This is a genomic window from Halalkalibaculum sp. DA3122, from assembly GCF_043951865.1.
Classification (GTDB): domain Bacteria; phylum Bacteroidota; class Rhodothermia; order Balneolales; family Balneolaceae; genus JAMQKA01.
In genome coordinates, this window is the sequence record NZ_JBINJF010000001.1 from 239970 (window position 1) to 264365 (window position 24396).

Below are 24396 nucleotides of genomic sequence, written 5' to 3' on the forward strand. Positions count from 1 at the left end.
TACAACACCATTTCAGGTCAGGAAAGTTCGCTCAGTCCTTTTTCAAGCCGCCGCACACCCTCTTCCAGCTCCTCCATGGCAGACGCATAACTCAGCCGGATGCCGTTGGGTTCACCAAAGGCGTCGCCGGGCACCGCCGCAAGTCCCACTCCGTCCAGCAGGTAGAGGCAGAGGTCCGTCGTCGTCTCGATTCTGTTCCCGTCCGCACCGGTCTTCCCGAGATGTTCCGAAACGTCCGGGAACACGTAAAACGCCCCGGCCGGCTTAAAGCACTTTACGCCATCGATCGCCGAGAGTACATCCACGATGTAATTCCTGCGCTTTTCAAACTGGTCACGCATCTTGTGTACCTCTTCAAGGGAGCCGGTGTACGCCGCTTCACCCGCTTTCTGCGAGATGGCGGAGGGAGCCGACGTTTCCTGGCTCTGAATCTTGGATACGGCATTAACCACCTCTTCCGGTCCGGCCATATATCCCAGCCGCCAGCCGGTCATGGCAAATCCCTTGGAGAAACCATTGATGACGAGTGTCCGGTCCTTCAGTTCGGGTGCAACCTGCAGGATGCCGTCATGATCTCCCTCGTAGTTGATATATTCATAAATTTCATCCGAAATAATGACCACGCCGGGATGGTTGACCAGTACGTCCGCGAGACCGCGCAGTTCATCGGCGGTGTAGCGGGTGCCGGTGGGATTGGAGGGTGAACAGAGGATAAGCGCCTTGGTTTTATCGGTGATCGCCTCTTCGAGCTGCACTGGCGTCATTTTATAGTCGTTTTCAAAAGCGGTGCGCACGGTCACGCTTGTACCTTCGGCCAATTTGACCATCTGTGGATATGACACCCAGTAGGGAGCCGGTATAATCACTTCGTCACCGGGATCGATAAGCGCCAGCATGCTAAATCCCAGCGACTGCTTGGCACCGTTGCTGACGATTACCTGTGAGGGATCGAAATCCAGCCCGTTATCTCGCTTCAGCTTGCCCGCAATCGCTTCCCGGAGTTCGGGGGTCCCGGTGTTCATGGTATACCCGTGAAAGCCATCGTTAATCGCCTTGATGGCAGCATTACAGATATGTTTCGGGGTTTGAAAATCGGGCTCTCCCGCGCTGAGAGAAACGATGGAACGTCCCTCGCGCTTCAGCTCTTTGGCACGGGCGGAAATTTTCAGCGTTTCTGAAGGTGACAGTTCTTGTGCTCGTTTTGATATCATAAGTGAATGTATTGGGATTTAACAAATAAATGTCGACAATGACCGCTGAAAATAGCAAAAGATGGGTTGGATTTCTATAGATTTGGGAAATAACAGATACCAATTTTCAATGAGCCGGAAATGTGTTGCACCAGCAGCTAGTTATCCAGGAGCATACTGTATATTTCCTACTATTTTTCTGGGTGATAAACAGCGCCTCATCCAAATACGCAGTACGCAATACAAAATACGAAATACGTTCTCATTGCTCGTTATCTTTATAATAGTCTCGAAGCGCCTTTGCCACATGCTCTGGCACAAAAGATGAGAGATCTCCATCCCAGTAGGCCACCTCTTTTACGAGCGAGGCGGAAATGAAGGTCAACTGTTCGTTGGGCATCAGGAAAACGGTATCCACATCGGGAGCCAGGCGGCGGTTGGTGAGCGCCATGCGGAACTCATACTCAAAATCGGATATCTGTCGTACCCCCCTGACCAGTGTCTGCGCACCCTTTTCCCGTGCAAAGTCGACCAGCAGGCCGGTAAACTGCTCAACCTGCACATGCCCGGCCCACTCCTTGCCTTCCAGGCATTTGCGGATCAGGGCTTCCCGCTGGTCGCCGGAAAATACGGTGCTCTTGCGGTTATTTACAGCAATGGTCACAATGATGGTATCAAACAGTTCGGTAGCCCGCTCCAGAATATCGAGATGACCATAGGTGATGGGATCGAATGAGCCGGGGTAGAGTGCCAGAGTTTTCATAGGCGGCAATTTGATTAACAATTAGTCAGTGTGCAAAGCGCAACATACTGCGGAAGCGGCGGAACTCCACAGTGGCAATAATCGCTTATTCCGGCTCCTCCTGCAAAAATATACTTACGATGGTTCTGCCGTAGGCTTTCGAAAAAAAGCAATTGGGGTGCTCTATAAAATCGTGGCGCTTGTCGTGTTCCAGTACAAACCAGCCGCGGTCATTCAGCCATCCCTTTTCCAGGATTGTCTCAATCATTTGCTCCATGCGGGGATATTCGTAGGGAGGATCCGAAAAAATAATGTCGTAAGGCAGGGGCGGGCCATCCAGAAAGTCGGCCACATCCGCTACCGCTGTGCGAATTTGATCCTCAATATCAAACTCCCGGCCGAGCTCTTCAATATGGCGAATGTTAAAGTGATCGTTATCTACAAACAGCACCCTGGAGGCCCCGCGCGAGATCGCTTCAACCCCGAGGTTCCCGGAGCCTGCAAAAAGATCCAACACATTGGCATCGCGGATATACCGGCGCGCCTCGATCACAGAAAAGAGCCCCTCCTTGGTACGATCAGAGGTAGGACGCACCTTCAGCGTTTTGGGAATATTAATTTTTCTTCCTTTCAGCGTACCGGTAATAATTCGCATAATCCATTCAACGGTTTAACAAAAGCTGCTGTATTCAGAGATAATATAAAATAGAAAATTTTACTCCCTGCGTCACTCCCCGTTTATTTATTTTCGTGCCGGACAGGGCGGAATTTACTCCTCCAGTGCCAGCATAATCGCCGGGAAGGCACATGCCAGGCTAAAGCCGTATGAGGTTTCTTCAGCCTCAACTTCCATCTTTTGGAGAGAATCCATCTTTATGATCTCTGAAGCCTCATCATCCCAGAACGGCTGTAAAATATCTATAATGCGAAAGGCCTTCACGCCATATACATATACCTGCTCGTGCAATCCCGTCATCCAGTTGAGTTGCCTGGCATTTTGCAGCCAAAGGTACGGCAGGTCTTCAGGCTCATCAAACTTCAGGTAGGTAGCCCCCCGGAGCTTTCCCAACACAAATGAACTGACGGCAATGGCATTGTGGAAACAGCCGATGGTCATGTACGAGCCTTTCACTTCGCTGTGCCTGCTCCAGCGGCTCCCGATCTCAAAATCGCTGATCAAATCGGTTGTAGAGGCGCTGGATGCCAGCTTCTGAAGTCCTCCCAGCTTTTCCCGATTCCTCAACAGCAAAAACTTGAACTTCTGGTTACTGAGATTATACCACGTGGGCTCAATTTGGCTTCGGTCGATACCCTGCATAAGGATGTTGATATGGTCCTCCCGTTCATCGGGCTTGTCATAGACCACTTTTGGGAAGGTTGTCCAGCATTCCTGGGTGGGAAACGAGAGCACACGAATATGATTAATGCCGAACTCCTCTTTCAAACGGACAACGGTGTTTTTAACGCCCCGGAAGTTGTGCTGATGCCCCTCCAGGAGGGCTCCCGGCAGATCAAAATTAAAATCCACCGATCCAATCCGCGCAAGTGTCGCCTGTTTTTTCGGTTTACTTACGGCATAAAAGAGCTGATTGTCAAAAAAACAGAGCCCAAGGCTTGGATTCGGTGGTGTCATCCTTGATCATTCCCAGGAAGCTGCGTTCAACAGCGTCGTCTGCTCAAGAGAACCGATTCTGTCATCCGTATCCGGATCTTCCAGCAGGTAAATTTGGGGACGAAGCGTATCGTTGAGTGTGTACTCGAAACGCTTTTCCGGTGAACGCGGAGAGTAAATAATAGAATCCGGATCGTAGGTACTTGGAGGCAGCTCCGTGAAAAGCGAGTCGCCTTCAGCAACCATCAGGGAATCTGTTTTCAGGAACTGAACCAGGCTGTCAAGCCCGCCCTGAGTGGGAGGAAAATCTCCCCTCGTGTTTTTATACTGTTGAAGGGCATCCCTCACATTCGACATCCGGTGACGAACCCGTTCCGTCATCTGTTCGCGTTCAAGAACTTCCTCGTAGGGATCAACAATGGCGTGGTAGAGAAAATACCCCAAAACAAGAATGATGATCCCTAAAATAATACTTAACAGTTGATTGCGCTGTTCAATATTCATCTTATGCTGTATTCCTTAAACGTGGTTTCAGAAAATTGACTTTGAAAATACATGCCGTCCTCATGATATGCAACTCTAACTGGCAAAAGCAACTGTGGAAAACAAAGTTTAACTTCTGCACCCTTTTCAGAAGATTTCGGCACCTGTCCCTGACTCTTCGGAATATCACCGTTGTCAATCAAAATAACAAAGGGAATTTTTCGGTGGCGGGTGGCTGTTGCCCGGATGGTGGCTCACCTCTGCCGACTATCTGACAGAAGTAAGGAAATTCCGATATTTCTCCTAAAATGGTATATAATTTTTTACTTTCCCGCCTTTCATTATCCACAAGAAGTATTCAGCAATACAGCATCCCCGTTGAACCGCAAGATACTAAACCTGGCAATACCAAATATCATCAGCAATCTATCGGTCCCCCTGCTTGGGGTCGTAGACACCGCTCTTGTCGGCCACCTTGATGAAGTGTACTATCTTGGGGCCATCGCGGTGGGTGGCATGATCTTCAATTTTCTTTTTTGGGGATTCGGCTTCCTGCGCATGGGGACCACCGGCCTGACCGCACAGGCGTTTGGGGAAGAAGATCGCCCTGAAAGCGTGCTGATACTGGCACGGGCTCTTTCCGTCGCCGCACTGTTCAGCGTACTCATCATTCTGCTGCAGACCTGGATTGCCGAGCTGAGCTTCTGGCTGGTGGAGGCTTCTCCAGAGGTGGAGCGTTATACTGAAATTTACTTTGACATCCGTATTTACGCGGCCCCTGCCACGCTCGGGCTCTATGCCATCAACGGGTGGTTCCTGGGGATGCAGAATGCCCGCTACCCGATGATCGTTACCGTTTTCCTGAACGGACTCAATATCGGGCTCGATTTCCTGTTTGTATACGGGATGGGAATGCATGTGGATGGTGTTGCCACCGGCACGCTGATCGCCCGCTACGCCGGCATAACGCTGGCCATCGTACTGCTGGTATGGAAATACCGCGACTGGCTGAGCGCGTATCTCCACGAACGACTGATGGAGCTGGGGGCCATCAAAAAGTTTTTTGCCGTCAACCGGGACATCTTTATCCGCACGCTCTGCCTTATCTTCACTTTTTCCTTTTTCACTGCCAAGTCCGCAGAATTCGGAGACGTAATTCTGGCCGCCAACAGTATTCTCCTGCAGCTTTGGATGATCGTCTCCTACGGGGTTGATGGGTTTGCTTACGCCGCAGAAAGCCTGGTTGGTCGGTTTACCGGGTCCAGAGACCGTAAAAAGGTAAAACTGGCCGTACAATACTGCTTTAGCTGGGGAATCGGCATCGGAGTAGGGGCATCGGCCTTTTACTGGCTGTTTGACACCTCGCTCCTGGCCCTCTTCACTGATCAACAGGCGGTGATCGATACGGCACTCACCGTGTTTTTCTGGACGGTTGCGGGACCCACGGTCAGCAGTTTTTGCTATATATGGGACGGCATTTTTATCGGGGCAACTGCCACCGGACCGATGCGAGACTCCATGTTAATCGCTACACTGGCTGTTTTTCTCCCAGCCTACTACCTGGGCGTGGGATATCTTGGCGTTCACGCCATCTGGCTGGCCATGGTCTTGTTTATGATCGCCCGGGGTGTTACACTTACCCTGTACGCACCCAACAAGATTTTAGCTGAAATATAAAATCCTCCGGGTACCACACGTTTGGACCTGTTCCCGGTTCCGAATTGGAAATGAGAAGCTCCCGATATACCAAATAAACAGACTTGCTATGAAACAGATACTTCTTCTCCGGCATGCAAAATCATCATGGGAAATTCCCCACCTCAAAGATTTTGACCGTCCCCTCGCCGCCCGGGGTCAGAAGGATGCGCCCCGTATGGGCAGGTTTCTCAAAAAAACCGGGTATTTACCCGGACTTGTGATCTCTTCCCCGGCTGAGCGGGCCAAAGAAACTACGCAACTCTGCCTGGAAGCCGCCGGACTTGATGAAGATCTCATCACCTGGAATGACAATCTTTACTATGGTACGGCAGGAGATTATCTCGATGCGATTCAACAGGTCCCGAAAAACATTGAATGCATCATGCTGGTGGGGCATAATCCCAAGATGGAGGATATCGCCAGCAGCCTGGGCGGAGAAGCCAATATTCGCGTGCCGACGGCAGCCCTTATCTGCTTTGAACAGCCGGCCAACCGGTGGGATCAAATCATACCGGGGCACCCCCAGCTTAAATGGATAATGATACCCAAACTCCTGAAAAAATTGATATGATTTTATTTTTCTCTACCCAGGAGCCCCGCTTCGCTGAATCCCTCAACTCCAGGAGGGCTATCTAAAGAGTATTGGTTCATGAATATAGTGGTAATGTGGGGATACAGTTTTTTTCAGCTTCACGCCCGAAATTTCCGATACTCTATCCAAAACCTAATTACTGTTGAATAACAAATACAACTATTATCGGAATACGGGATAAACGTCATTAATTGGGGCTTTGAGATGGTTCCTGTAAATTGGCAGTTCCTGCTTCCTGTCAACCGAGGTTTCAGGTTCACATATTTTCCTTATTTTCGAATAGTGTTTAACATAATAAAATGGGTGCACTCATAATCTAGTGATGGCAGAAGATCGAGATAATGCCCGGCTTAAAACGCTGGCACAAAATATTAAGAAGGATCCCGACGATTCTTTTTCGAAATTCGCTCTGGCCCTGGAATTCAACAAAAGGGACCAATATGACAAAGCGCGGGTTCTTTTTGAATCGATCCGCAACAATGATCCCGAATATGTAGGCGTCTATTACCACCTTGGTAAAACGTATGAGCTGTTAGGTTTGAACCAACAGGCCCAAATCACCTATACTGAAGGGATTGAGATCGCCTCATCCAATAATGCGAAAGAGCGTACCGTTTCTGAGTTAAAAGAGGCGCTTGCCGAACTAAACATGGAATTGCGTAATGATTGAACGACGATGACTATGAAAAATAATTATGGCAGTAAGCAGATGAATCGTATTGGCCATTCTATCCACACCCTGTTCAAGGCGGGATTGATCCTGGTTTTGCTGCTGGGATGGCACTCCGCGGCGCAGGCCCAAGTGCAGCAGACCCATACGGTCAGGGCCGGGGAAACGCTTTTCAACATCTCCAAACAATATGATGTGAGTGTGCAGCAGCTCCGGGAGTGGAACGATCTTCAGAACGATGAGCTCCGTGTAGGACAAACGCTGGTGGTGGGGCAACCTTCCGGCGAACCGCCGACCGACACCATCACGCACGAGGTACAGCCGCGCGAAACTCTTTTTTCAATTTCCAAACAGTACCAGGTCACCATACCGGAATTAAAACGCTGGAATGACCTCTCCGGGAACGATCTTGAAATTGGCCGTGAGCTCACCATCTATCCTTCTGAAAGCCCATCGGGTGCCCTTCCCGACACCGCCGGCCGTTCACTGGTGGTCAACACCCCGGCCAGCAGCAACACCTACTATACGGTCAAAAGTGGAGATTCATTGTACAAGATTGCCAGAGAACACAACATGACCATTGATGAGCTAAAATCACTGAACGATCTCACCTCCAATACCATCCGGGTAGGCCAACAGCTTACCGTTCGAAAAGTGGGGCAGGCCGCTCCCTCCGTGGCAGAAAACATCGAAAACTCGACTCCGCAAGGGGCGTTTGTAGTCCATACGGTTGAAAGCGGGAGCACTCTTCAGTCGTTGCTGAACCGGTTTGACATGACAGAACCCGAATTTCGGGCCCTCAATCCAGATATCTCTTCCATCCAAAGCGGGCAGCAAGTCACCGTGTTACTGCCTCCTTCCCGGTCGCATCCTAACCCCTATACCGTCAAGTCAAACCTGAAGAATCTGGGACAGACCCTGGTAAGTGTCTACAGTGAAAATCAAATCGGGACCACAACCACCAGCGGCGAACTCTACAACCCCGACGAGTTGACCGCTGCCCATTCCAATATTGCACTCGGGAATGTGATATTCGTACAAAACCCCGGTAACAGCAAAGGAATCTACGTGCGCATCAACGACCGGTTCTCCGGAGAAGGGCTCAGGCTCTCGCACGCGGCCCTTCAGGCGCTGGAGCTTAACACATCAGGCAATGCTACTGTCAATATGTTTCAGGATCAATGAGCCACCATTTTTCGTCACTTAAAACCTATTTCAGGAATACCAACACCCTGCTCTACAGTTACCTGATCAGCCTTCCGCTGCTATTGCTGTACGAGGTGCTCATTTTTATATCCCAGCCAGACTCCTCCCAGGTGGTTCGTATTTCGGTGGATGTGTGGATTAAATCGCTGTTCTCGAACTTTGGACAGGATGTACTTTCCATCACGCTCATATTCGTTGCGCTGCTGGGTATGTATATCCTGTACCGCGACCGCAGCAAGCTGCGTACTCTCAACATCTCCTATTTCTTTTTAATGATCGCAGAGGCAACCGTCTATGCCTACCTGCTGGCCCTGCTGATCTCGCAAACTCTTGACGCGCTTCTGCAAGTCGTACAGGTGCAGCCGATGGAATCACTTACCACGCTGCAGCAGCTTGCCCTTTCCCTTGGTGCAGGTCTGTATGAGGAGCTTTTTTTCCGTGTTATCCTGGTTTCCGCCCTTATATTTGTCTTCAAATATCTTTTCAGTAAAAAGTGGATGGCGGTTACCTCCGCCGTACTGCTGGCAGCCGCTATTTTCAGTGCAGTTCATTACATCGGGGTGCTCGGCGACCCGTTCACCTTTGGCTCCTTCCTGTTTCGCTTTCTCTTCGGCCTGGCACTGAACGGAATCTACGTATGGAGAGGGTTTGGCCTTGCCGCATGGACCCATGCCATTTACGACATCATGGTCGTGGCATTCATGTAGACAGGCCATCGGCAACTTCATTCCCTCTTTACATCAGCGGATTATTTTCAGGGTTGTTAGAAAAGAATTACTGCTTATATCAATACAATCTATTTAAGTTTTAAACAGATTATTGATATACTCATAATTCAACATTGAACGACACGTAGAATCAAATGATTTCAGGTACTTTCGATAATTAATCGATATATTTATATAGCTGGTTCGAAGAGATACATTTAATTTTCAACAAAGGTGCCAGTTCGGGATGGCCGAATTAACCAAAGAAGAAGTACAAAAACAGGAAGATTTTGAGGAGGAAATTATTCCTCACCTGGATGCGCTGTACAATTTTGCGCTCCGATTAACCTCGGATCCCAATGATGCTGAGGATCTCGTGCAGGATACGATTGTCAAGGCGTTCCGTTTTTTCAGCAGTTATGAGAAAGGGACCAACGCCAAGGCCTGGTTGTTCCGCATCCTGAAAAACTCCTATATCAACAACTATCGCAAGCAGTCCAAACAACCCAACCAGGTTGATTACGACGAAGTTGCGACCTTCTACGAAACCATTCGCGCTGAACGTACCGACACCTCCGACCTTGAAGACCGGATGTTCCGCGAGCTGATCGATGACGACATCTCCAATGCCCTGGAAGAGCTTCCGGAAGATTTTCGGACTGTTGTACTCCTTTGTGACGTAGAAGGGTTTACCTACGAGGAGATTGCAAATATGCTTGATGTCCCGATCGGCACCATCCGTTCCCGCCTGCATCGCGGGCGAAACCTGCTGAAAGCAGAACTGATGGATTACGCACAAAAACGTGGCTACCAGCCTGACTAGTACCAGTCATCCATAACCAGTCGGGTTTACGGGACACTGGAACGCAGATGAGGCCGGATACTGCGGATTAACCACAGAATAGTTTTTCAAACAACCCTTTCAAATGATCGATCGGTGGTGTCCGCATTTCGTCCATCTGCCAAAATCCACGGTTCGCCACTACACCAGCAGTAAACTTATCTGTGTCATTACTCAATAACTCGGTGGCCGGCGGGTATCACTGCGTTTTTTGATCCTCTTCCAAATCCAGTTTTAATACAATCCGGATGGTTGTTCCCTTGCCCTCTTCTGATTCAAGCACAAACAGCTTGCCCTTGTGATAATTTTCAATAATCCGGTTGGTCAGGCTCAGCCCTAATCCCCAGCCCCGTTTTTTGGTGCTGTACCCCGGTTTGAATATCTGCTGGTGATATGATTTTTCAATACCCACGCCGGAGTCCTCGATATCTATCATCAGGTCGTTTTCAATACGCTTCGTTGTCACTTTCACATAGGCGGGTTCTCCGCTGATTTTTATGGCATCCATGGCATTTTTGAGCAGGTTTTCCACCGCCCATTGGAATAGTTCGGTATTAACCCTGGCTCGCAGGTTGTGGTCAAAATCGCGGCTCACCTCCACCTGCTTGCCCAGCTGGGGCAGCCGCTGCTCCATATAGTCGATCACCTGATCCAGCAAGGGACCGATACGCTGCGACTTCAACTCCGGCTCCGACCCGATTTTGTTAAACCGCTCAGCCACCCCCCGCAATCTGGAAATATCTTTCTCAAGCTCGTTGCATATCCGCTCCGTAAAATCGTCGCCCGCTTTCTCATCCCTGAGCAGTTCCACCCAGCCGTACAGGCTTGAAAGCGGCGTGCCCAGCTGATGGGCAGCCTCTTTTGTCATCCCCACCCATAAATTAGACTGCTCTGCCCGTGTAATCGTTCGGTAGCTCACGTAGGCGATTCCAAGCAGGAGGGCCAACAGGGTAAACTGGATATATGGAAAGTAGCGCAGCATCTGCACGGTGGGACTTTCCCCGTAGTACACATACTGCGTTTGCGAATAGGTGTTGTCTCCCACTTTTACCTCAATAGGATCGTTCATCGCCTTAAACCGGTCAATGAGATCCTCGTTCAGGTTAGATTCGTCCACATTGCGATTAAAAATAATTTCACCCCGTTCATCCACAATAATCGAAGGAATTTTAAACCGATCTTTAATAATCAGCTCCGAAGCGACGAAATTTTGGGATGTTCGGTCAGCCTCGGCCTCCTCAACCAGCGCAATGATACTGTCGGGAACAGCCGCGTATCGCTGGAGCTCATTCATGACAGTCAACAAATTTTGGCTGATCTCGCTGTGCACCGGTCGGCCGGTATACTCAATAGCACGCGCCCAGAGCTCAACACTCAGCCGCTCCTGCTGCAATACCCGGTTAACCAGGTATTGGTTATAGGCAAAAGATCCAAGGCCAAGACAGATAAGCAGCCCGATCAAAACGATGTTGATTCTATTTGACGTGAGAAATTGCTTCATCCTGGGATTTCAACTATTAGCGGTACTGCCCTGAAGATCGGAATTATTCCATAACATGCAATATAAAAGCGCCGGACCGGTAATTCATGGGCTTGACAATAAAAAAGGCACCACCCGATACGGATGATGCCTGAATTACAATACATAATCAACGGCCTGTCATGCAGATGCTTTGCGCTTTTCGTAAACAGGCGGAGCATTGTTTTGGATCGTCTCGCGCGTGACCACGCAACGCTCCACATTTTTCATGGACGGCAGCGTAAACATGATATCGAGCATCGACTCCTCCATGATTGACCGAAGCCCTCTTGCCCCCGTCTTGCGGCGGAGTGCTTTCTTGACAATCTCTTCCAGCGCCTCCTCCTCAAAGATAAGTTCAACCCCTTCAAAGTTGAACAATTTTTTGTACTGTTTGACCAGGGCGTTTTTGGGACGCTGCAAAATTTCGATCATCGCATCCTTCGAAAGCTGGTGCAATCCCGCAATTACCGGCAGTCGTCCGATAAGCTCGGGGATGAGGCCATAGTTCTGGAGATCCTCCGGTTCCACGTGGGTAAAAATATCGGGATCCTCCTTGTCATACTTGATCTGCTCTTCCGAATGGAAGCCCATGGAGCTGACCGACAGCCGGCGGGCAATAATTTCTTCGAGTCCGCTGAACGCCCCGCCGCAAATAAACAGGATATTGGAGGTATCAATCTGGATAAAACTCTGCTCCGGGTGCTTGCGCCCGCCTTTGGGCGGTACATTCGCCACCGTTCCCTCCAGGATTTTCAACAGGGCCTGCTGTACGCCTTCCCCGGATACATCCCGCGTGATGGAAGGATTATCGCTTTTCCGGGCCACTTTGTCCACCTCGTCGATATAGACAATTCCGCGCCGCGCACGCTCCACATCATAATCAGCCGACTGCAGCAGGCTGGAAAGGATGCTCTCCACATCTTCGCCCACATATCCCGCTTCGGTGAGCACGGTGGCATCGGCGATGGTAAACGGTACGTCAATGACATTGGCCAGTGTGCGTGCCAGCAGCGTCTTTCCGCAACCGGTGGGTCCCAGCAGCATGATATTGCTCTTTTCCACAAGAGTATCGTCTATATCTCCCGAGAGCTCCCCCCCGATGCGCTTATAGTGATTATAGACAGCCACCGACAGAGTTTTCTTGGCCTGTTCCTGCCCGATTACATAGTCGTCGAGCCGTGCCTTGATCTCGGCCGGTTTCAGGATCGGCTTGAAGTTATGCTCCCGTTTTTTTGACATGGAAGCAAGATCACTTTTGACGATGCCCGAGGCATCAGCCACACAGCGATCGCAGATATACACGTCATTCGGACCGGCCACCATGCTGTTTACCTCGTGGCTGGAGCGGTCACAAAAGGAGCAATGTATGGTCTTGTTTTTCTTATCACTCATAATATTGCGGTGATCTTACGAAGAGGATTCCTTCTTCTTCTCGTTCTTCATTACGTTATCTATCAGCCCGTAATCTACGGCTTCCTGGGCACTCATCCACTTGTTGCGGTCGGTATCCTCCATTACTTCTTCCGGATCCCTGCCGCTGTGGTCGGCCAGAATTTCACTGATAAGCTTTTTGATACGGATAATCTCCTGGGCCTCGATTTCGATGTCGCTGGCCTGCCCCTGCACCCCGCCGAGTGGCTGGTGGATCATAACCCGGGCGTTTGGCAGGATGTTGCGCTTGCCTTTTTGACCGGCAGCAAGCAACACCGCACCCATCGATGCCGCCATACCCACGCAGGTAGTGGCCACATCACAACTTACATACTGCATGGTATCGTAAATGGCGAAACCGGATGATACAACACCGCCCGGACTGTTAATATACAAATTAATATCCTTTTCGGGATCTTCGGCCTGCAGATACAGCATCTGGGCTACAATGGAGCTGGCTACGGCGTCGTTGACCGGGGTTCCCAGAATAATAATCCGGTCTTTGAGCAGACGGGAGTAGATATCATAAGCCCGCTCTCCCCGGTTGGTCGTTTCTACGACCATCGGGACTAAATTGTTGTTTTGAATTCGTTGCGTATCGCCCATTTCGGGTAACTCAAAAAGTGGTTGTTTGTTCATAGCTTAACTAACAATATTGGAAGAGTTTTCCTGTTCTGCTTCATCTTCGGCCTGTTCGGCAGCCTTCATCTTTTCATCGTATGCTTCCTGATACTCCTCTTTGGAGATCTCTTCAACCTCGATTTCTTCACTGAGTCTGTCAAAAACCTTGTTTTCCCTGATACTATTCCGGAGATTTTCGAGCTGTTGCGGATTCTGAGCAAACATGTTCCTCATCTGGTCGACAGAGATACCGTACTGGGCCGCCTGTGCAGAGAGATGCTCATCTATATCATCGGGTTTTATCTCAATATCATCAAATTTTTCTTGCAGCTTTTCATTGATAAAAAACCACTTGGCATCCCGCTCGGCACGGTCTCCCAGCCCCTCCTTGTACTCCTCGGGGTCAAAGTCGGGCGGCAGCTGTCCCTGGTTTTGCTGTTTTACGCGTTCCACATATTGATTCTTAAACTGCTCGATAAACACTTCGGGTACTTGAAATTCGTGCGCTTCCACCATTGCATCCACCAAGTCGCGCTTGAACAGATCATCGGCGCTTTGATCATAATAATCCTGAATCTGGCTTTTAATCAGGCTCTTGTACTCATCCACGTTCTTGGCCTCTTCGTTGGTCTGCTGCTTGGCAAACTCGTCGGTGAGGCGGGCCTTGTTCGGCTTTTCGATCTCCAGAATTTTCAATATGAAATGATGCGAATGGTCGCCATGTCCTATTTCGACATCCACTTCGTCGCCAACCGTATGTCCCAGCAGGTCTTCCCTGAACTGCTCCGATTCCTCCTGGTTCAGGTCAATGACTTCGTTGGCCTTATTCTCCTCGTCCGGGTTTCCATCTTCATCAACAGGAATAGCCTCCACAGACACACGGCAGGTTTCGGTAACCTCTTCGCCCTCGTCGAGCGGTTCCCAGTCGCCCTGCTGCTGAAGCTGGTGCTCTACCTCTTCCCGGACTTCCTCATCCGTTACATCATGGACCATCTTGTCGACCTTGATCTTACTTAAGTCGGCAAGTTCAAATTCAGGTCGCGCACCAATTTTAAACACCGCTTCCAGCTCATCATTTTCCCAGCTCATCTCTACCATCTGGCTTTCGCCGACAGGCTCGTATTCGGGCACAACTTCATTCTCAAAAATTTCCTGTACATATTTGCCGATCTCCTCCTCCTCAATTTCATCGCCAAAGCGCTTTTTAATGAGCTGGATCGGCACTTTGCCGGGGCGGAAGCCGGGCATGTTAATCTGGCCCTGGTACTTCTTGTAGGCTTCATTAAATTTGGGGGCCAGGTCTTCTCGTGTGGCAGAAATTTTCACCTGCTTGTCAACGGAAGTTATATCTTCTACTGAAATATCCACTTAAATTTACTCCTCGTATTTTCTACTTACTTAATTTTTGTTGATGCATTCACGGCAGACGAGAGTACGAGAGGGGGGACTCGAACCCCCACGCCAAAAAGGCACTAGATCCTAAATCTAGCGCGTCTACCAATTCCGCCACTCTCGCATGTTTAAAAACAGAAAACAGCTTAAACATTCTGCGGTAGTCTAAAAGCCACAAAAACTACGACTTTTTCGATCTCATTTCAACACATACTTTATTTATATCATTCGGATTTACCAATAAAGGCGATGAGACATTACAATCTATTTTGTAATTTCCCGTGAATCGAATCGCCTCAATTCAAATAACCCGGTATGTTTTACAACCTGCGCCTGGTGTACATTACCACCAAAGACCGAGATGAAGCCCGAACCATTGGCCGGGCCCTTGTCGAAGAGAAACTGGCAGCCTGCGTAAATATTATAGACGGCATGGAATCCATTTACCGGTGGGAGGGCAATATCGAGGAGGCAAAAGAAGCGATCCTGATAGCCAAGACCCCTTACCACAATGTTAAACCCCTCACCAAAAGGGTTAAACAACTGCACAGCTACGAGTGTCCCTGCGTGGTATCTCTGACTCTCACCGAGCAGGAGGGCAATGACGAGTACCTCCGGTGGCTTATCAAGGAAACCCAGGACCAGTCGATCAGTTACGATATCGAGGAGGAAGAGACCTGAAACATCCGGATGAGGGACGGTATAGATAAATACCTCGATGGATAAACCCGGAAAAGCGTTAACTCGTTGGTGGCTGCACATTACAAGGTATTACCGGTGCAGCCCGCACTCTGTCTTTTCCATGTCAGACCAGCGTCCGTCTCTGCCCTCGGCGGGAACCGTGCAGTGCGTGCATCCGACCGAAGAGTAGCCCTGCTGCTGCAGCGGATTCCGCGGCAGCCCGTACATCTCCATATATTCATCAACCATGCTCTTGTTCCAGTCTACAAGCGGGTAGCAGCGCAGCATCTCGGTCTTTTCGATGACGATATCAAGGTTGCTGCGGTACCGGTTCTGGTACCCGATAAGACCCGACATCCAGATTGAAAACTGTTGCTTCAGGTCCTGCAGCGGCTCGAGCTTGTTTATCCTGCAGCACTCGTCCGGATCACTTGCCCAAAGCTGCTTTTCCCTTGTCAACTGATGCTTGGAGGAGTCCGGATGGAGGTCCACCACATTCAGGTCGAGCAGCTGGGTAAGCCGCTCTTTATACTCCAGCGTTTCCTGGAAGTGGTACCCGGTATCAATAAAGTAGATAGGGTATCCCGGTTTTACGCGGCTTAAAATATGCAGCAATACCGCTGACGTCGTTCCAAAAGAGGAGGTTACCAGCACTTTTTTAAATGTGTTAAACACCTGGGCAACCCGCGCATCCACAAGTTTGGGTGACAATGTGCGGTTGATCTTCGCTTTATCTACAACCAATTGTATAACCGTTGGAATTGAGAATTTAGGCCTTTGACTTCTGATTTAAATAATTTTCAACAAAATTTCCAAACTCAACTTACATGATCCCTAACTTAACCCAAAATCATTTATGAAACTTCATAAACCAAGATAGCCTGATGTCGACTACTTTGGATGTAACAGCTTATGAGCACATTCTAACGGCCACCATTCAGCGCCCCAAGGCGATGAATGCCATCAATTTTGAGCTTATGGACGAGCTCGAAAGGGTGTTAGATCATCTTGAAAACAGTCGGATGCGTGCATTTGTCCTTACCGGGGCCGGCAGGGATCTCTTTGTTTCGGGAGGAGATCTCAAGGAATTTCACGGGATCAAATCAGCAGATGAAGCCGAACAGATGGCGCGCCGCATGGGGGCCATACTCAAACGGATCGAACGGCTGCCCTGCTGGACCATCGCTTCCATCAATGGTTCAACCTACGGCGGCGGGTGGGAGCTTATGCTCGCTTTTGACTTCCGGATCGCCTCCGCTGATGCCACATTCCATTTTAGCCAGGGAAAATTCTACCTGCCGCCCGGCTGGGGCGGACTTACGCGACTGGTGGAAAAAGTCGGACGTTCAACAGCCCTGCGCTGGCTGGCCGAAACAGCAGAAATCGATGCGGGAAAAGCGTTGAATTACGGCTTGATTGACCGCCTTTGCCCTCCCGACGAACGGACAGAAAAGACGTATGACTGGGCGAAAGAAATGTGTAAAAATGATCGCGATTACATAAAAACGCTAAAACAGGGGGCCCTTGCTTTCTCCGAAGCTCGATGGAAAGCCATCGAGCAGGAAATACAGCCGTTTGCCCGGCTTTGGGAAGATGAGCGTCACCATACGCGTGTAGAAAAGTTTTTGAATAAAAAAGACTAGGAAAAAGACCTCCAAGGTTTTGGAAACCTTGGAGGTCTCTAAGACAGTTAGCGTGGCCACTTCCCGAGCATCACTAAATGGAGTAGGCTTATCATTCACATCAGCCTGCCAAAATGTAAAAACAATTCCTAACAATACTTGATCTGGGCCTGTAATGGTAACCTCGGGTTCAGGTGGTGCAATATTGTAAGACCCGGGTTTACTGGCAATAGTATAAGCAACTTCTGCATTTCCCGGTGAGGTTGGTCGTCATCCCGGATCGTTGCCCGGCAAGATAGTAAAATCATAAACAAAGTAATTTAACCCTCAGACAGCTACCTGTTGCTCTGCGTGCTATCTACTTTTTGCCGCAGCTTCATCTCGGCTTCGTAGCGTTTGTTCTTGCGCATCAGCTCCAGCTTCATGGTGTCTCCCTCCTCAAATTCACGCATCAGGGCCTGGGCGTGCATCTGGCTGTGCACCCGGTTGTCGCCAATTTTCAGGATGATATCTCCCGGCATTATTCCCGCTTCGTAGGCCGGGCCATCCTTGTTTACGCTGGTCACCAGCAGCCCCATAATGGCGGGCAGGTTGTACTGGGCTGCAATGCGATAGGTCATGGGCGTCGTCTCAAAACCGGGATTGTAGCTGAGTTTCACCTCCCCGGATCGCGACAACTGGTCAATAATTTTTTCCACACGGTTGCTGGGAATCGCAAATCCGAGTCCCACATTCCCGCCACTGGTTCCCCCGGTATAGATGAAGGTGTTCACCCCGATTACTTCACCCTGGCTGTTCACGAGCGGTCCCCCGGAATTTCCGCGGTTGATGGCGGCATCCGTTTGAATCATATCCATATAGACGCGTGGTTCGTTCGGATCTGGCCGAAAATCGCGCCGCGTGGCACTGACCACACCCACCGTTACCGAAGGCTGGGCCGCCTCAAAAAGGCCGAATGGATTGCCAATAGCTATACTCCATTCCCCCACCATCACCTGGTCGGAGTCCCCGAAATTCATATGCGGAAATTCGCGGTCAGACTGTATTTTCAGCAGGGCCAGGTCCGCCAGCTCATCGGAGCCCAGCAGCTTGGCCTCGTGCTGGGAGCCATCGGGCAGCGACACCACTATTTTCTTGGCATTTTGGCCGGCCACATGCTCGTTGGTCACCACAAGCCCGTCTTTACTGATGATAAAACCGGAGCCCATGCTGTTGAATTCCCGCTCCTGCGGGGCCAGGAAAAAACCGTAGAACTCGTCAAACGCCAGCCGGCGCCCGCCCTGCACCACTTCGGTTACCGTAATACTTACTACGGCCGGGCTCACCTCACGCACCGTTCGCGTAATGGCATTATGGCGCGATGCATAAACTGTGGAATCCACCTGTTGGGGTGTCAGTGTGTTCGAACCGGCAGGCCGACTTCCCCCGGTCCCGGTCGGAACAGCCGTCGTTCCCGCAGCAATCGTCTGCATTTTTTGGGGACTGCTATCCTGAACTGACTGTACCGTTTCCTTCTGTGCACCCGGGGCAGGCTCCTGGCCTTTTTGAGGCTGACATGCTATAAAAGAAAATATCAACAGGTATACAGCAGGTGTAATGAACAGGGTTCGTACCATGTCTCTACCACTTGTTTTAGGACTTGTCAATATGTACAAGCTGCTTGGAGCCGATCTCCACCACCTCTTTGATGGTTTTCTCCAGGGGACCGGGGTGCCACGCCCCCGAGGCTTTTTTGTGCCCTCCACCACCAATTTCGCGCGCCCACTTGTTGACATCCACTTCATTGCTTTTTGAGCGCAGGCTCATCTTCACCCCGTCGCCCAGCGCCTTGAACAGCACCGCTGCCTTGATACCGGCCACGCTCAGCGGATAGGCCACGAAGCCTTCGGTGTCGTCGTTGGTGGTATTGGTCTGCTCCAGCATCTCTTCGGTAACGCACATAATCGCAATTTGATTGTCCTCGTACAGCTCAATAGTTCCAATGGCCATTCCCAGCAGGCGCAACTGGTTGATCGTCTTGTGCGAAAACACCTTTTCAGCTACCTCATTGGGGCGAAAGCCTCCCAGTCTCAGCAGTTCTGAACTGATATTCAGCGTCTCCGGGGTCACGCTGTCATATTGGAGCGAGCCGGTATCAGTAAGGATGCCCGTATACAACGCCTTTGCCGCCTGCTCATCCAGCTGATTGATATCTTGCTGCAAGAAAACGTGAAATATCAGCTCACAAGTAGAAGAGGCCTCCTCCACAGAGATGCTCATATCGAAGCCGTCTTTGGGATCCGGGTGATGATCGATCATAAAGGTGGGCTTGGGATCATCCTGGATATAATCCGAATAGGTTCCAAACCGGGGGGGAGAGTTCCCGTCAACCAATACAAAGGCCTCGCACTCTTTCAGCTCCTTTTCTTCCGGTTTCTGAATCTTATAGAATTCGGTAAGCCATTCCAGATTCATCGGCACGGGGTCGTCATTAAATGCATACGCCTTGATACCATTTTTTTCCAGCCAGAGACACATTGCGATTTGCGATCCAATACAATCTCCATCAGGACGTATATGGGAAAAGACCCCCACCGTTTGATACTCTTGTAACCTCTGTATCAGTTTTTTAAACATGCTGCAAATAGTCGTAAATGGAAGAAAAATAAGCTTATTAAAAAAAGGCATTGCCTTGAAGAAAGCAATTATTTTTACCCCTTAAATATTCACTTGTCTCCTGTATTTTACGACGAGAACTGTGCTTAAACTCGTTTATTTTACAACAACGCTAAAAAAACACCTCTATGAAGGGACTTGTACTTTGCAACGGACTTCCTCCAAAACCGTCGCTGCTGGAAAGCTATCTGCGGGAATCGTCGCTTTTTATTGCTGCTGACGGAGGCGGCAACACTGCGCGAAAGCTCGGGTTCGCTCCCGACCTGGTGGTAGGCGATCTCGACAGTTTTACCCCCAGCCCGGATGATGATTTCGAGGTGATTAAAGATCCGGACCAAAATACCAACGATCTGGAAAAAGCACTGGATCTGGCCGCCGAACGAGGGATATCACACGTTACCGTGCTGGGTGTTACCGGCCAGCGAATTGACCAGACCCTCAAAAACCTTTCGGTTCTCAAGCGATATGACAGCCGGTTCGAGTCTCTCGTCTTTGAAGATCACTTCGGGCAGGTCTTTCTGCTGCCCCGCTCCTTCTCCACTGAACTTGCTCCTGGCACCACCGTGTCGCTGTTTCCGTTGTCCGGTCGCGTGGAGGGCATACGCACAAAGGGCTTAAAATACCCGCTGCAGAACGACTTTCTGGAAAACGGCGTGCGCGACGGATCTTCCAACAGGGTGGTCTCCTCTCCTGTTACAATTGAATACCAGACGGGTGACCTGTTGATATTTATTGCCGGCGACGAAACAATGGAGGAGTTCTAACCCGGATTTCTCCACCAAAAAATTTCTTCCTCGGTGCGTTGAAGCATGATCCCCAAAGGAATATCTTTGGACCGGCACAATCCCTAACCAACTAGGTACCCTTGACGGAACTCCAATTTACCGCGCTGGACTGGCTGCTGCTGTTTTCCTACTTTGGCCTGCTCATTTACCTGAGCTGGCAGAAAGACTGGGACAAGCAGGACGAGGAGGGATTTCTGCTTTCCGGCCGAAAAATGACGCTGCCGGCTTTTGTGGCCACGCTCGTTTCCACCTGGTATGGCGGTATCCTGGGCGTGGGAGAATACAGCTACCAGTACGGTATTTCCCAATGGCTTCTGTTCGGATTTCCCTTTTATGTGTTTTCCGCCCTTTTTGCTGTATTCCTGGCTGGGAAAATACGTCTCAACAGGGCGCTGTCCATTCCCGAGGCGATAGGCCACACATATGGAGCAACGGCCGGTCGATTTTCCGCCGTACCCATTTTTGTGCTTGTCAGTCCCGCCCCCTACATCCTGATGCTCGGACTGCTCTTCCAGTACATGACCGGCGGCAGCGGCAACTTTTTATGGTATGCGGCCGTCATTGCACTGTTCTCGGTAGCTTATGTCAGTTTTGGCGGATTCAAGGCCGTCGTACGGACCGATATCCTCCAGGTTGTACTCATGTTTGGCGGTTTTATCCTGCTTCTCCTGTTCGCCTTTCAGGAGTTTGGCTTTATCGGCGAACTCTGGAGGAAGGTCCCTGACACCCACCGCGATATCACCGGGGGGCACGATCTCCAATACATTTTGGTCTGGTTTTTTATCGCGCTGTGGACGTTTGTAGATCCCAGTTTCCACCAGCGGGCCGCCGCAGCCGAGTCGCCGGAAACCGCCAAAAAGGGAATTTTCGTATCGATCCTGCTGTGGTCCCTTTTCGATTTCCTGACGATGTTCAGCGGCATGTACGGCTGGGCCATACTGGGAGCGCACCTGGGAGAACCGATAATGGTGTATCCCTACCTGGCCAACGAGATTCTACCACTGGGTATCAAGGGACTCTTTTTTCTGGCCCTGCTGGCCTCCATCATGTCTACCATGGACAGTTACCTGTTTCTCTCCGGGCAAACCCTGGGGCGTGATTTCCTGGCCAACTATTTCCCCGAAACGCCCAATAACCGGCTTACGCGCCTCAGCGTGTTGATAGCGGCCATACTCGGCATTTTGTTGATTATACTCTACCCGAGCGTCATCGACTTGTGGTACGTGATCGGATCTGTCATGATTCCGGGCCTGCTGATCCCCGTGCTCGGGGTTTACCTGCCGCTGTTCAAGCTTAACCGCCGGATAGTGCTGCCAACCATGATCACCAGTATTCTCGTGTCTCTTTTCTGGCTGGCAATGGGCACCATCTATAACCAGGAACCCTATTCCTATACGTTCTGGGGAATTGAACCCTTTTATCCCGGGCTGCTGACCAGCTTCCTGTTTTGGCTCGTTGGCAGGATAAGATAGTAATAGGATAAAGCCGACATTCAAGTAACCGCATTCAAAACCGCGGGTTATCCATCATAATCCGGGATTTCGAATATGCCGCCAAACAGGTACAGAAAAAAACAGCGGCTTGGCAAATTTTTTAAAAAATAATCTCAGCCTGGAATAAATCAGAAGATGGGATTTGAATACTATGTGCTCTTGAGGATGTGCCCGAGATTCAACTTGTGGATTGGAATCAGGTATTTCATGGAGAGCGCGTCTTTCTGGATGTTGAGCAGCCCCGTTCCGCGAAAGTCAACCACGGCCAGCCCGTCCATACAGCGAACCACCTCTCCGATACCGTAAAATTCCGGGCAGGGTCCATAATATACCAGATCACCCAGCTGAATATTGTTTTTGGCTCTCCGGTGAAACGGAAGAATCACTGGTAGACGATCGAGTCGATATGATAATCGTTGATTTGCTCCCATAAGAGCCTAAATATAGCCAATTATTTTTTTTCGTTGCCAAATATAAATTTTCTTTCCCGGGGGCCCAGGGGCTCAATATTTATCCATCGGGAATGTGCGGGGATGAGTGGACGTATTTTTTCAGGCCACTCAATTACCGAAACGCCCTCTCTATAAAAATATTCTTCGGCACCAATTTCAAGCGCTTCCTCCGGGTTTTCCATGCGATAACAGTCGAAATGAAAAATAGGAAGGGTTCCGTCATATTCGTGGATCAGGGTATAAGTGGGAGAGAGCACTTCCCGGGGGTCCACCCCAAAAAAACCCGCCATTCCCTTTACAAACTGGGTTTTCCCCGCTCCCAGGGGCCCCTGGAGACAGACAACATCCCCGGCCGCCAGCTGTTTTGCATACCGCCCGGCCAGTTCGCGGGTCTCTTCTTCCGAAGTTGTTACCACTTCTGTTTCCATCGGATTACAGCGTTGACCGTGGCCTCAGGGTTGCGATAGGCAAAATCATCTCTTCCATGCTCGCTCCGCCATGCAGAAAAGTATCGCGATAGCGATTCTGGTACCGGTGATAGTTGGTGGGGTAAACAAAATAATAATCCTCCTTGGCGATAATATAATTATTGACCAGTTTGGGAGTCGGTAGCTTGTAGGAGTTGGGATCATCGATAAAGATCGCGGCACTCTCCTCGGCTTTGAGATTCCGCCCGTATTTGTATCGCAGGTTGGTGGAGGTATCTTTATCCCCGAACACCTTGGTATCCCGCAGGGCCCGTACCGCCCCGTGATCGCTGGTAATGACAATGACCACCTCTTCTTCCGAAAGCTCTTTCAGGATACGCAGAAGCGAGGAGTGCTGAAACCAGGTGCGCGTCAGGGACCGGAAGGCGGGTACGTCGGGGGCGATCTCCTTGAGGACCTCCGAGTCTGACCGCGAATGGACCAGCGTATCCACAAAATTATAGACAAATGTACTCAGCGGCGACTGCGTGTAGTTATGAATGCGGTCGGCGATTTTCTGGCCCTCTTCCGCATTCAGAATTTTTTCATACTTAAAATTCAGGTTCATGCTTTGCCGCCCGAGCTGGCGCTCCAGCAGTTCATGCTCGAACTGGTTGAGCGAACTTTCATTATCGCCCTGCTCCCACAGTTCCGGGTAGATCTCCTCGATCTCCAGCGGGAACAGACCTGAAAAAATTGCGTTGCGCGAGTAGGGCGTGGCGGTGGGCAGAATGGAGTAGTAAAAGTCGGTATCGATGCTGTAAAAGTCGGTCAGCAAACTTTCAAACACGAGCCACTGGTCGTAGCGCATGCAGTCGATCACAAAAAAGAGCGTCGTTTGATCGTTTTCCACATGGGGGAGCACGTACTCGGGCAGGATATCCACCGAAAGCGCCGGGCGTTGCGGTGTCTGCTGCTCCAGCCAGGGACGGTATGCCTGCTGGATATATTTCCCAAATTCCCGGTTGGCCTCCTGGTACTGGTCGGTCAGGACCTGGCGGAGCGATTCCTCGCTGCCTTCCAGGTCGATTTCCCACCGCGTTAACTGCTGGTAGATATTTATCCACTCCTCCCAGCCGGTATCCTCGCGGATACGCGCCGAAATTTTATTGAAATTGCGGAGATAGGACTGTGCAAATTTTTCATTGCGAATCCGCTTGCGTTCCAGAATCCGCTTTACGGTAAGCAGAATCTGGTTGGGATTGACCGGCTTGATCAGGTAATCCGATATCTTGCCGCCGATGGCGTCTTCCATAATCGACTCTTCCTCGCTCTTCGTGATCATGACCACCGGCAGCGAAGGTTGCGACCGTTTTATTTTATCCAGCGTGGCCAGCCCGTCCATGCCGGGCATCTGTTCATCCAGGAAGACGATATCAAAGATTCGCTCCTTGATTAATGTGACGGCGTCGCTCCCGTTCGTAACCGGAACAATTTCAAAGCCTTTGTTTTCAAGAAAAATGATATGGGGTTTCAGCTGATCGATCTCGTCATCAGCCCAGAGAATACGATTCGACATCGAACATCTTTTTTT

General features: G+C 50.2%; 25 protein-coding genes and 1 tRNA gene. 10 read left to right on the plus strand and 16 right to left on the minus strand.

Annotated elements, in window-relative coordinates; genetic code table 11:
- Nucleotides 1-17: 17 nt before the first annotated feature.
- From ACG2F4_RS00940 to ACG2F4_RS00960, 5 genes are all read right to left on the minus strand, one after another.
- Nucleotides 18-1211: a pyridoxal phosphate-dependent aminotransferase gene (locus ACG2F4_RS00940; RefSeq protein WP_395257364.1), complete on the minus strand. Its 1194-nt coding sequence runs from the start codon at nucleotides 1209-1211 to the stop codon at nucleotides 18-20.
- A 241-nt stretch (nucleotides 1212-1452) separates the two neighbouring features.
- Nucleotides 1453-1953 (minus strand): pantetheine-phosphate adenylyltransferase, encoded by a 501-nt coding sequence (gene coaD / locus ACG2F4_RS00945; RefSeq protein WP_395257366.1) that lies wholly within the window; start codon nucleotides 1951-1953, stop codon nucleotides 1453-1455.
- 85 nt (nucleotides 1954-2038) lie between these two features.
- Nucleotides 2039-2587 (minus strand): 16S rRNA (guanine(966)-N(2))-methyltransferase RsmD, encoded by a 549-nt coding sequence (gene rsmD / locus ACG2F4_RS00950; RefSeq protein WP_395257368.1) that lies wholly within the window; start codon nucleotides 2585-2587, stop codon nucleotides 2039-2041.
- A 114-nt stretch (nucleotides 2588-2701) separates the two neighbouring features.
- Entirely contained in the window at nucleotides 2702-3565 is an 864-nt protein-coding gene (locus tag ACG2F4_RS00955; RefSeq protein WP_395257370.1) for a hypothetical protein, read from the minus strand.
- A gap of 6 nt (nucleotides 3566-3571) precedes the next feature.
- Entirely contained in the window at nucleotides 3572-4048 is a 477-nt protein-coding gene (locus ACG2F4_RS00960; protein WP_395257372.1) for a hypothetical protein, read from the minus strand.
- 357 nt (nucleotides 4049-4405) lie between these two features.
- On the opposite strand from ACG2F4_RS00960, the gene ACG2F4_RS00965 reads away from it, so the two are divergent.
- The 6 genes from ACG2F4_RS00965 to ACG2F4_RS00990 all read left to right on the plus strand — a co-directional run bounded on the left by ACG2F4_RS00965 (nucleotide 4406) and on the right by ACG2F4_RS00990 (nucleotide 9723).
- Nucleotides 4406-5704, plus strand: a complete 1299-nt coding sequence (locus tag ACG2F4_RS00965; RefSeq protein WP_395257374.1) for an MATE family efflux transporter — start codon at nucleotides 4406-4408, stop codon at nucleotides 5702-5704.
- An 88-nt stretch (nucleotides 5705-5792) separates the two neighbouring features.
- The gene (locus ACG2F4_RS00970; RefSeq protein WP_395257376.1) at nucleotides 5793-6296 is read left to right on the plus strand and encodes a SixA phosphatase family protein; all 504 of its coding nucleotides are present in this window, start codon (nucleotides 5793-5795) and stop codon (nucleotides 6294-6296) included.
- A 343-nt stretch (nucleotides 6297-6639) separates the two neighbouring features.
- The gene (locus ACG2F4_RS00975) at nucleotides 6640-6987 is read left to right on the plus strand and encodes a hypothetical protein (RefSeq protein WP_395257378.1); all 348 of its coding nucleotides are present in this window, start codon (nucleotides 6640-6642) and stop codon (nucleotides 6985-6987) included.
- Between the two features lie 12 nt (nucleotides 6988-6999).
- Nucleotides 7000-8172, plus strand: coding sequence for a LysM peptidoglycan-binding domain-containing protein (locus tag ACG2F4_RS00980; RefSeq protein ID WP_395257380.1), 1173 nt, complete (start codon nucleotides 7000-7002; stop codon nucleotides 8170-8172).
- On the plus strand, nucleotides 8169-8900 hold the full coding sequence (locus ACG2F4_RS00985; RefSeq protein WP_395257382.1) for a CPBP family intramembrane glutamic endopeptidase: 732 nt from the start codon (nucleotides 8169-8171) through the stop codon (nucleotides 8898-8900). The genes ACG2F4_RS00980 and ACG2F4_RS00985 overlap by 4 nt, the downstream gene beginning before the upstream one ends.
- A gap of 247 nt (nucleotides 8901-9147) precedes the next feature.
- Nucleotides 9148-9723, plus strand: coding sequence for a sigma-70 family RNA polymerase sigma factor (locus ACG2F4_RS00990; RefSeq protein ID WP_395257384.1), 576 nt, complete (start codon nucleotides 9148-9150; stop codon nucleotides 9721-9723).
- Between the two features lie 217 nt (nucleotides 9724-9940).
- Here ACG2F4_RS00990 and ACG2F4_RS00995 read toward each other — a convergent pair whose 3' ends face one another.
- From ACG2F4_RS00995 to ACG2F4_RS01015, 5 genes are all read right to left on the minus strand, one after another.
- The gene (locus tag ACG2F4_RS00995; protein WP_395257386.1) at nucleotides 9941-11242 is read right to left on the minus strand and encodes a sensor histidine kinase; all 1302 of its coding nucleotides are present in this window, start codon (nucleotides 11240-11242) and stop codon (nucleotides 9941-9943) included.
- 159 nt (nucleotides 11243-11401) lie between these two features.
- Nucleotides 11402-12655, minus strand: a complete 1254-nt coding sequence (gene clpX, locus ACG2F4_RS01000) for an ATP-dependent Clp protease ATP-binding subunit ClpX (protein ID WP_395257388.1) — start codon at nucleotides 12653-12655, stop codon at nucleotides 11402-11404.
- Nucleotides 12656-12670: 15 nt separating this feature from the next.
- Nucleotides 12671-13300 (minus strand): ATP-dependent Clp endopeptidase proteolytic subunit ClpP, encoded by a 630-nt coding sequence (gene clpP, locus ACG2F4_RS01005; RefSeq protein WP_395257693.1) that lies wholly within the window; start codon nucleotides 13298-13300, stop codon nucleotides 12671-12673.
- Nucleotides 13301-13336: 36 nt separating this feature from the next.
- On the minus strand, nucleotides 13337-14683 hold the full coding sequence (tig, locus tag ACG2F4_RS01010; protein WP_395257390.1) for a trigger factor: 1347 nt from the start codon (nucleotides 14681-14683) through the stop codon (nucleotides 13337-13339).
- A gap of 65 nt (nucleotides 14684-14748) precedes the next feature.
- Nucleotides 14749-14831 (minus strand) — tRNA-Leu (locus ACG2F4_RS01015).
- A gap of 191 nt (nucleotides 14832-15022) precedes the next feature.
- Here ACG2F4_RS01015 and cutA point away from each other — a divergent pair.
- Nucleotides 15023-15388, plus strand: coding sequence for a divalent-cation tolerance protein CutA (gene cutA, locus ACG2F4_RS01020; protein ID WP_395257392.1), 366 nt, complete (start codon nucleotides 15023-15025; stop codon nucleotides 15386-15388).
- Nucleotides 15389-15478: 90 nt separating this feature from the next.
- On the opposite strand, the gene ACG2F4_RS01025 is transcribed toward cutA, so the two are convergent.
- Nucleotides 15479-16132, minus strand: coding sequence for a phosphoadenylyl-sulfate reductase (locus ACG2F4_RS01025; RefSeq protein ID WP_395257394.1), 654 nt, complete (start codon nucleotides 16130-16132; stop codon nucleotides 15479-15481).
- A 140-nt stretch (nucleotides 16133-16272) separates the two neighbouring features.
- On the opposite strand from ACG2F4_RS01025, the gene ACG2F4_RS01030 reads away from it, so the two are divergent.
- Nucleotides 16273-17031: an enoyl-CoA hydratase/isomerase family protein gene (locus ACG2F4_RS01030; protein ID WP_395257396.1), complete on the plus strand. Its 759-nt coding sequence runs from the start codon at nucleotides 16273-16275 to the stop codon at nucleotides 17029-17031.
- A 314-nt stretch (nucleotides 17032-17345) separates the two neighbouring features.
- Here the strand turns inward: ACG2F4_RS01030 and ACG2F4_RS01035 are convergent, their stop codons facing one another.
- Both ACG2F4_RS01035 and ACG2F4_RS01040 read right to left on the minus strand, forming a co-directional pair.
- Nucleotides 17346-18626 (minus strand): S1C family serine protease, encoded by a 1281-nt coding sequence (locus tag ACG2F4_RS01035; protein ID WP_395257398.1) that lies wholly within the window; start codon nucleotides 18624-18626, stop codon nucleotides 17346-17348.
- A gap of 16 nt (nucleotides 18627-18642) precedes the next feature.
- The gene (locus tag ACG2F4_RS01040) at nucleotides 18643-19677 is read right to left on the minus strand and encodes a bifunctional oligoribonuclease/PAP phosphatase NrnA (RefSeq protein ID WP_395257400.1); all 1035 of its coding nucleotides are present in this window, start codon (nucleotides 19675-19677) and stop codon (nucleotides 18643-18645) included.
- A gap of 116 nt (nucleotides 19678-19793) precedes the next feature.
- Here ACG2F4_RS01040 and ACG2F4_RS01045 point away from each other — a divergent pair, with 116 nt between their 5' ends.
- Together ACG2F4_RS01045 and ACG2F4_RS01050 are read left to right on the plus strand one after the other, a co-directional pair.
- Nucleotides 19794-20429, plus strand: a complete 636-nt coding sequence (locus ACG2F4_RS01045) for a thiamine diphosphokinase (protein ID WP_395257402.1) — start codon at nucleotides 19794-19796, stop codon at nucleotides 20427-20429.
- A 101-nt stretch (nucleotides 20430-20530) separates the two neighbouring features.
- Nucleotides 20531-21922, plus strand: coding sequence for a sodium:solute symporter (locus tag ACG2F4_RS01050; RefSeq protein ID WP_395257404.1), 1392 nt, complete (start codon nucleotides 20531-20533; stop codon nucleotides 21920-21922).
- A gap of 170 nt (nucleotides 21923-22092) precedes the next feature.
- Here ACG2F4_RS01050 and ACG2F4_RS01055 read toward each other — a convergent pair whose 3' ends face one another.
- Genes ACG2F4_RS01055 through ACG2F4_RS01065 form a run of 3 tightly spaced genes read right to left on the minus strand, consistent with a single transcriptional unit; the run spans nucleotide 22093 to nucleotide 24381 of the window.
- Entirely contained in the window at nucleotides 22093-22374 is a 282-nt protein-coding gene (locus tag ACG2F4_RS01055) for a hypothetical protein (protein ID WP_310688321.1), read from the minus strand.
- Nucleotides 22375-22394: 20 nt separating this feature from the next.
- Nucleotides 22395-22823 carry a tRNA (adenosine(37)-N6)-threonylcarbamoyltransferase complex ATPase subunit type 1 TsaE gene (gene tsaE / locus ACG2F4_RS01060; protein WP_395257406.1) on the minus strand — a complete coding sequence of 143 codons (429 nt, stop codon included), beginning with the start codon at nucleotides 22821-22823 and terminating at the stop codon, nucleotides 22395-22397.
- A gap of 4 nt (nucleotides 22824-22827) precedes the next feature.
- Nucleotides 22828-24381: a response regulator gene (locus tag ACG2F4_RS01065; RefSeq protein ID WP_395257408.1), complete on the minus strand. Its 1554-nt coding sequence runs from the start codon at nucleotides 24379-24381 to the stop codon at nucleotides 22828-22830.
- Nucleotides 24382-24396: the final 15 nt, after the last annotated feature.

Bases quoted from the DNA above. Each gene is read 5' to 3' on its own strand.
- ACG2F4_RS01065 (WP_395257408.1), bottom strand. From the start codon at position 24,381: ATGTCGAATCGTATTCTCTGGGCTGATGACGAGATCGATCAGCTGAAA.
- ACG2F4_RS00955 (WP_395257370.1), bottom strand. From the start codon at position 3,565: ATGACACCACCGAATCCAAGCCTTGGGCTCTGTTTTTTTGACAATCAG.
- coaD (WP_395257366.1), bottom strand. From the start codon at position 1,953: ATGAAAACTCTGGCACTCTACCCCGGCTCATTCGATCCCATCACCTAT.
- ACG2F4_RS01035 (WP_395257398.1), bottom strand. From the start codon at position 18,626: ATGGTACGAACCCTGTTCATTACACCTGCTGTATACCTGTTGATATTT.
- ACG2F4_RS01055 (WP_310688321.1), bottom strand. From the start codon at position 22,374: ATGGGAGCAAATCAACGATTATCATATCGACTCGATCGTCTACCAGTG.
- ACG2F4_RS00940 (WP_395257364.1), bottom strand. From the start codon at position 1,211: ATGATATCAAAACGAGCACAAGAACTGTCACCTTCAGAAACGCTGAAA.
- ACG2F4_RS01045 (WP_395257402.1), top strand. From the start codon at position 19,794: ATGAAGGGACTTGTACTTTGCAACGGACTTCCTCCAAAACCGTCGCTG.
- ACG2F4_RS00995 (WP_395257386.1), bottom strand. From the start codon at position 11,242: ATGAAGCAATTTCTCACGTCAAATAGAATCAACATCGTTTTGATCGGG.
- ACG2F4_RS00990 (WP_395257384.1), top strand. From the start codon at position 9,148: ATGGCCGAATTAACCAAAGAAGAAGTACAAAAACAGGAAGATTTTGAG.
- rsmD (WP_395257368.1), bottom strand. From the start codon at position 2,587: ATGCGAATTATTACCGGTACGCTGAAAGGAAGAAAAATTAATATTCCC.
- ACG2F4_RS00960 (WP_395257372.1), bottom strand. From the start codon at position 4,048: ATGAATATTGAACAGCGCAATCAACTGTTAAGTATTATTTTAGGGATC.
- clpX (WP_395257388.1), bottom strand. From the start codon at position 12,655: ATGAGTGATAAGAAAAACAAGACCATACATTGCTCCTTTTGTGACCGC.
- ACG2F4_RS00985 (WP_395257382.1), top strand. From the start codon at position 8,169: ATGAGCCACCATTTTTCGTCACTTAAAACCTATTTCAGGAATACCAAC.
- tsaE (WP_395257406.1), bottom strand. From the start codon at position 22,823: ATGGAAACAGAAGTGGTAACAACTTCGGAAGAAGAGACCCGCGAACTG.
- clpP (WP_395257693.1), bottom strand. From the start codon at position 13,300: ATGGGCGATACGCAACGAATTCAAAACAACAATTTAGTCCCGATGGTC.
- ACG2F4_RS01030 (WP_395257396.1), top strand. From the start codon at position 16,273: ATGTCGACTACTTTGGATGTAACAGCTTATGAGCACATTCTAACGGCC.
- cutA (WP_395257392.1), top strand. From the start codon at position 15,023: ATGTTTTACAACCTGCGCCTGGTGTACATTACCACCAAAGACCGAGAT.
- ACG2F4_RS01040 (WP_395257400.1), bottom strand. From the start codon at position 19,677: ATGCCTTTTTTTAATAAGCTTATTTTTCTTCCATTTACGACTATTTGC.
- ACG2F4_RS00975 (WP_395257378.1), top strand. From the start codon at position 6,640: ATGGCAGAAGATCGAGATAATGCCCGGCTTAAAACGCTGGCACAAAAT.
- ACG2F4_RS00970 (WP_395257376.1), top strand. From the start codon at position 5,793: ATGAAACAGATACTTCTTCTCCGGCATGCAAAATCATCATGGGAAATT.
- ACG2F4_RS00980 (WP_395257380.1), top strand. From the start codon at position 7,000: ATGAAAAATAATTATGGCAGTAAGCAGATGAATCGTATTGGCCATTCT.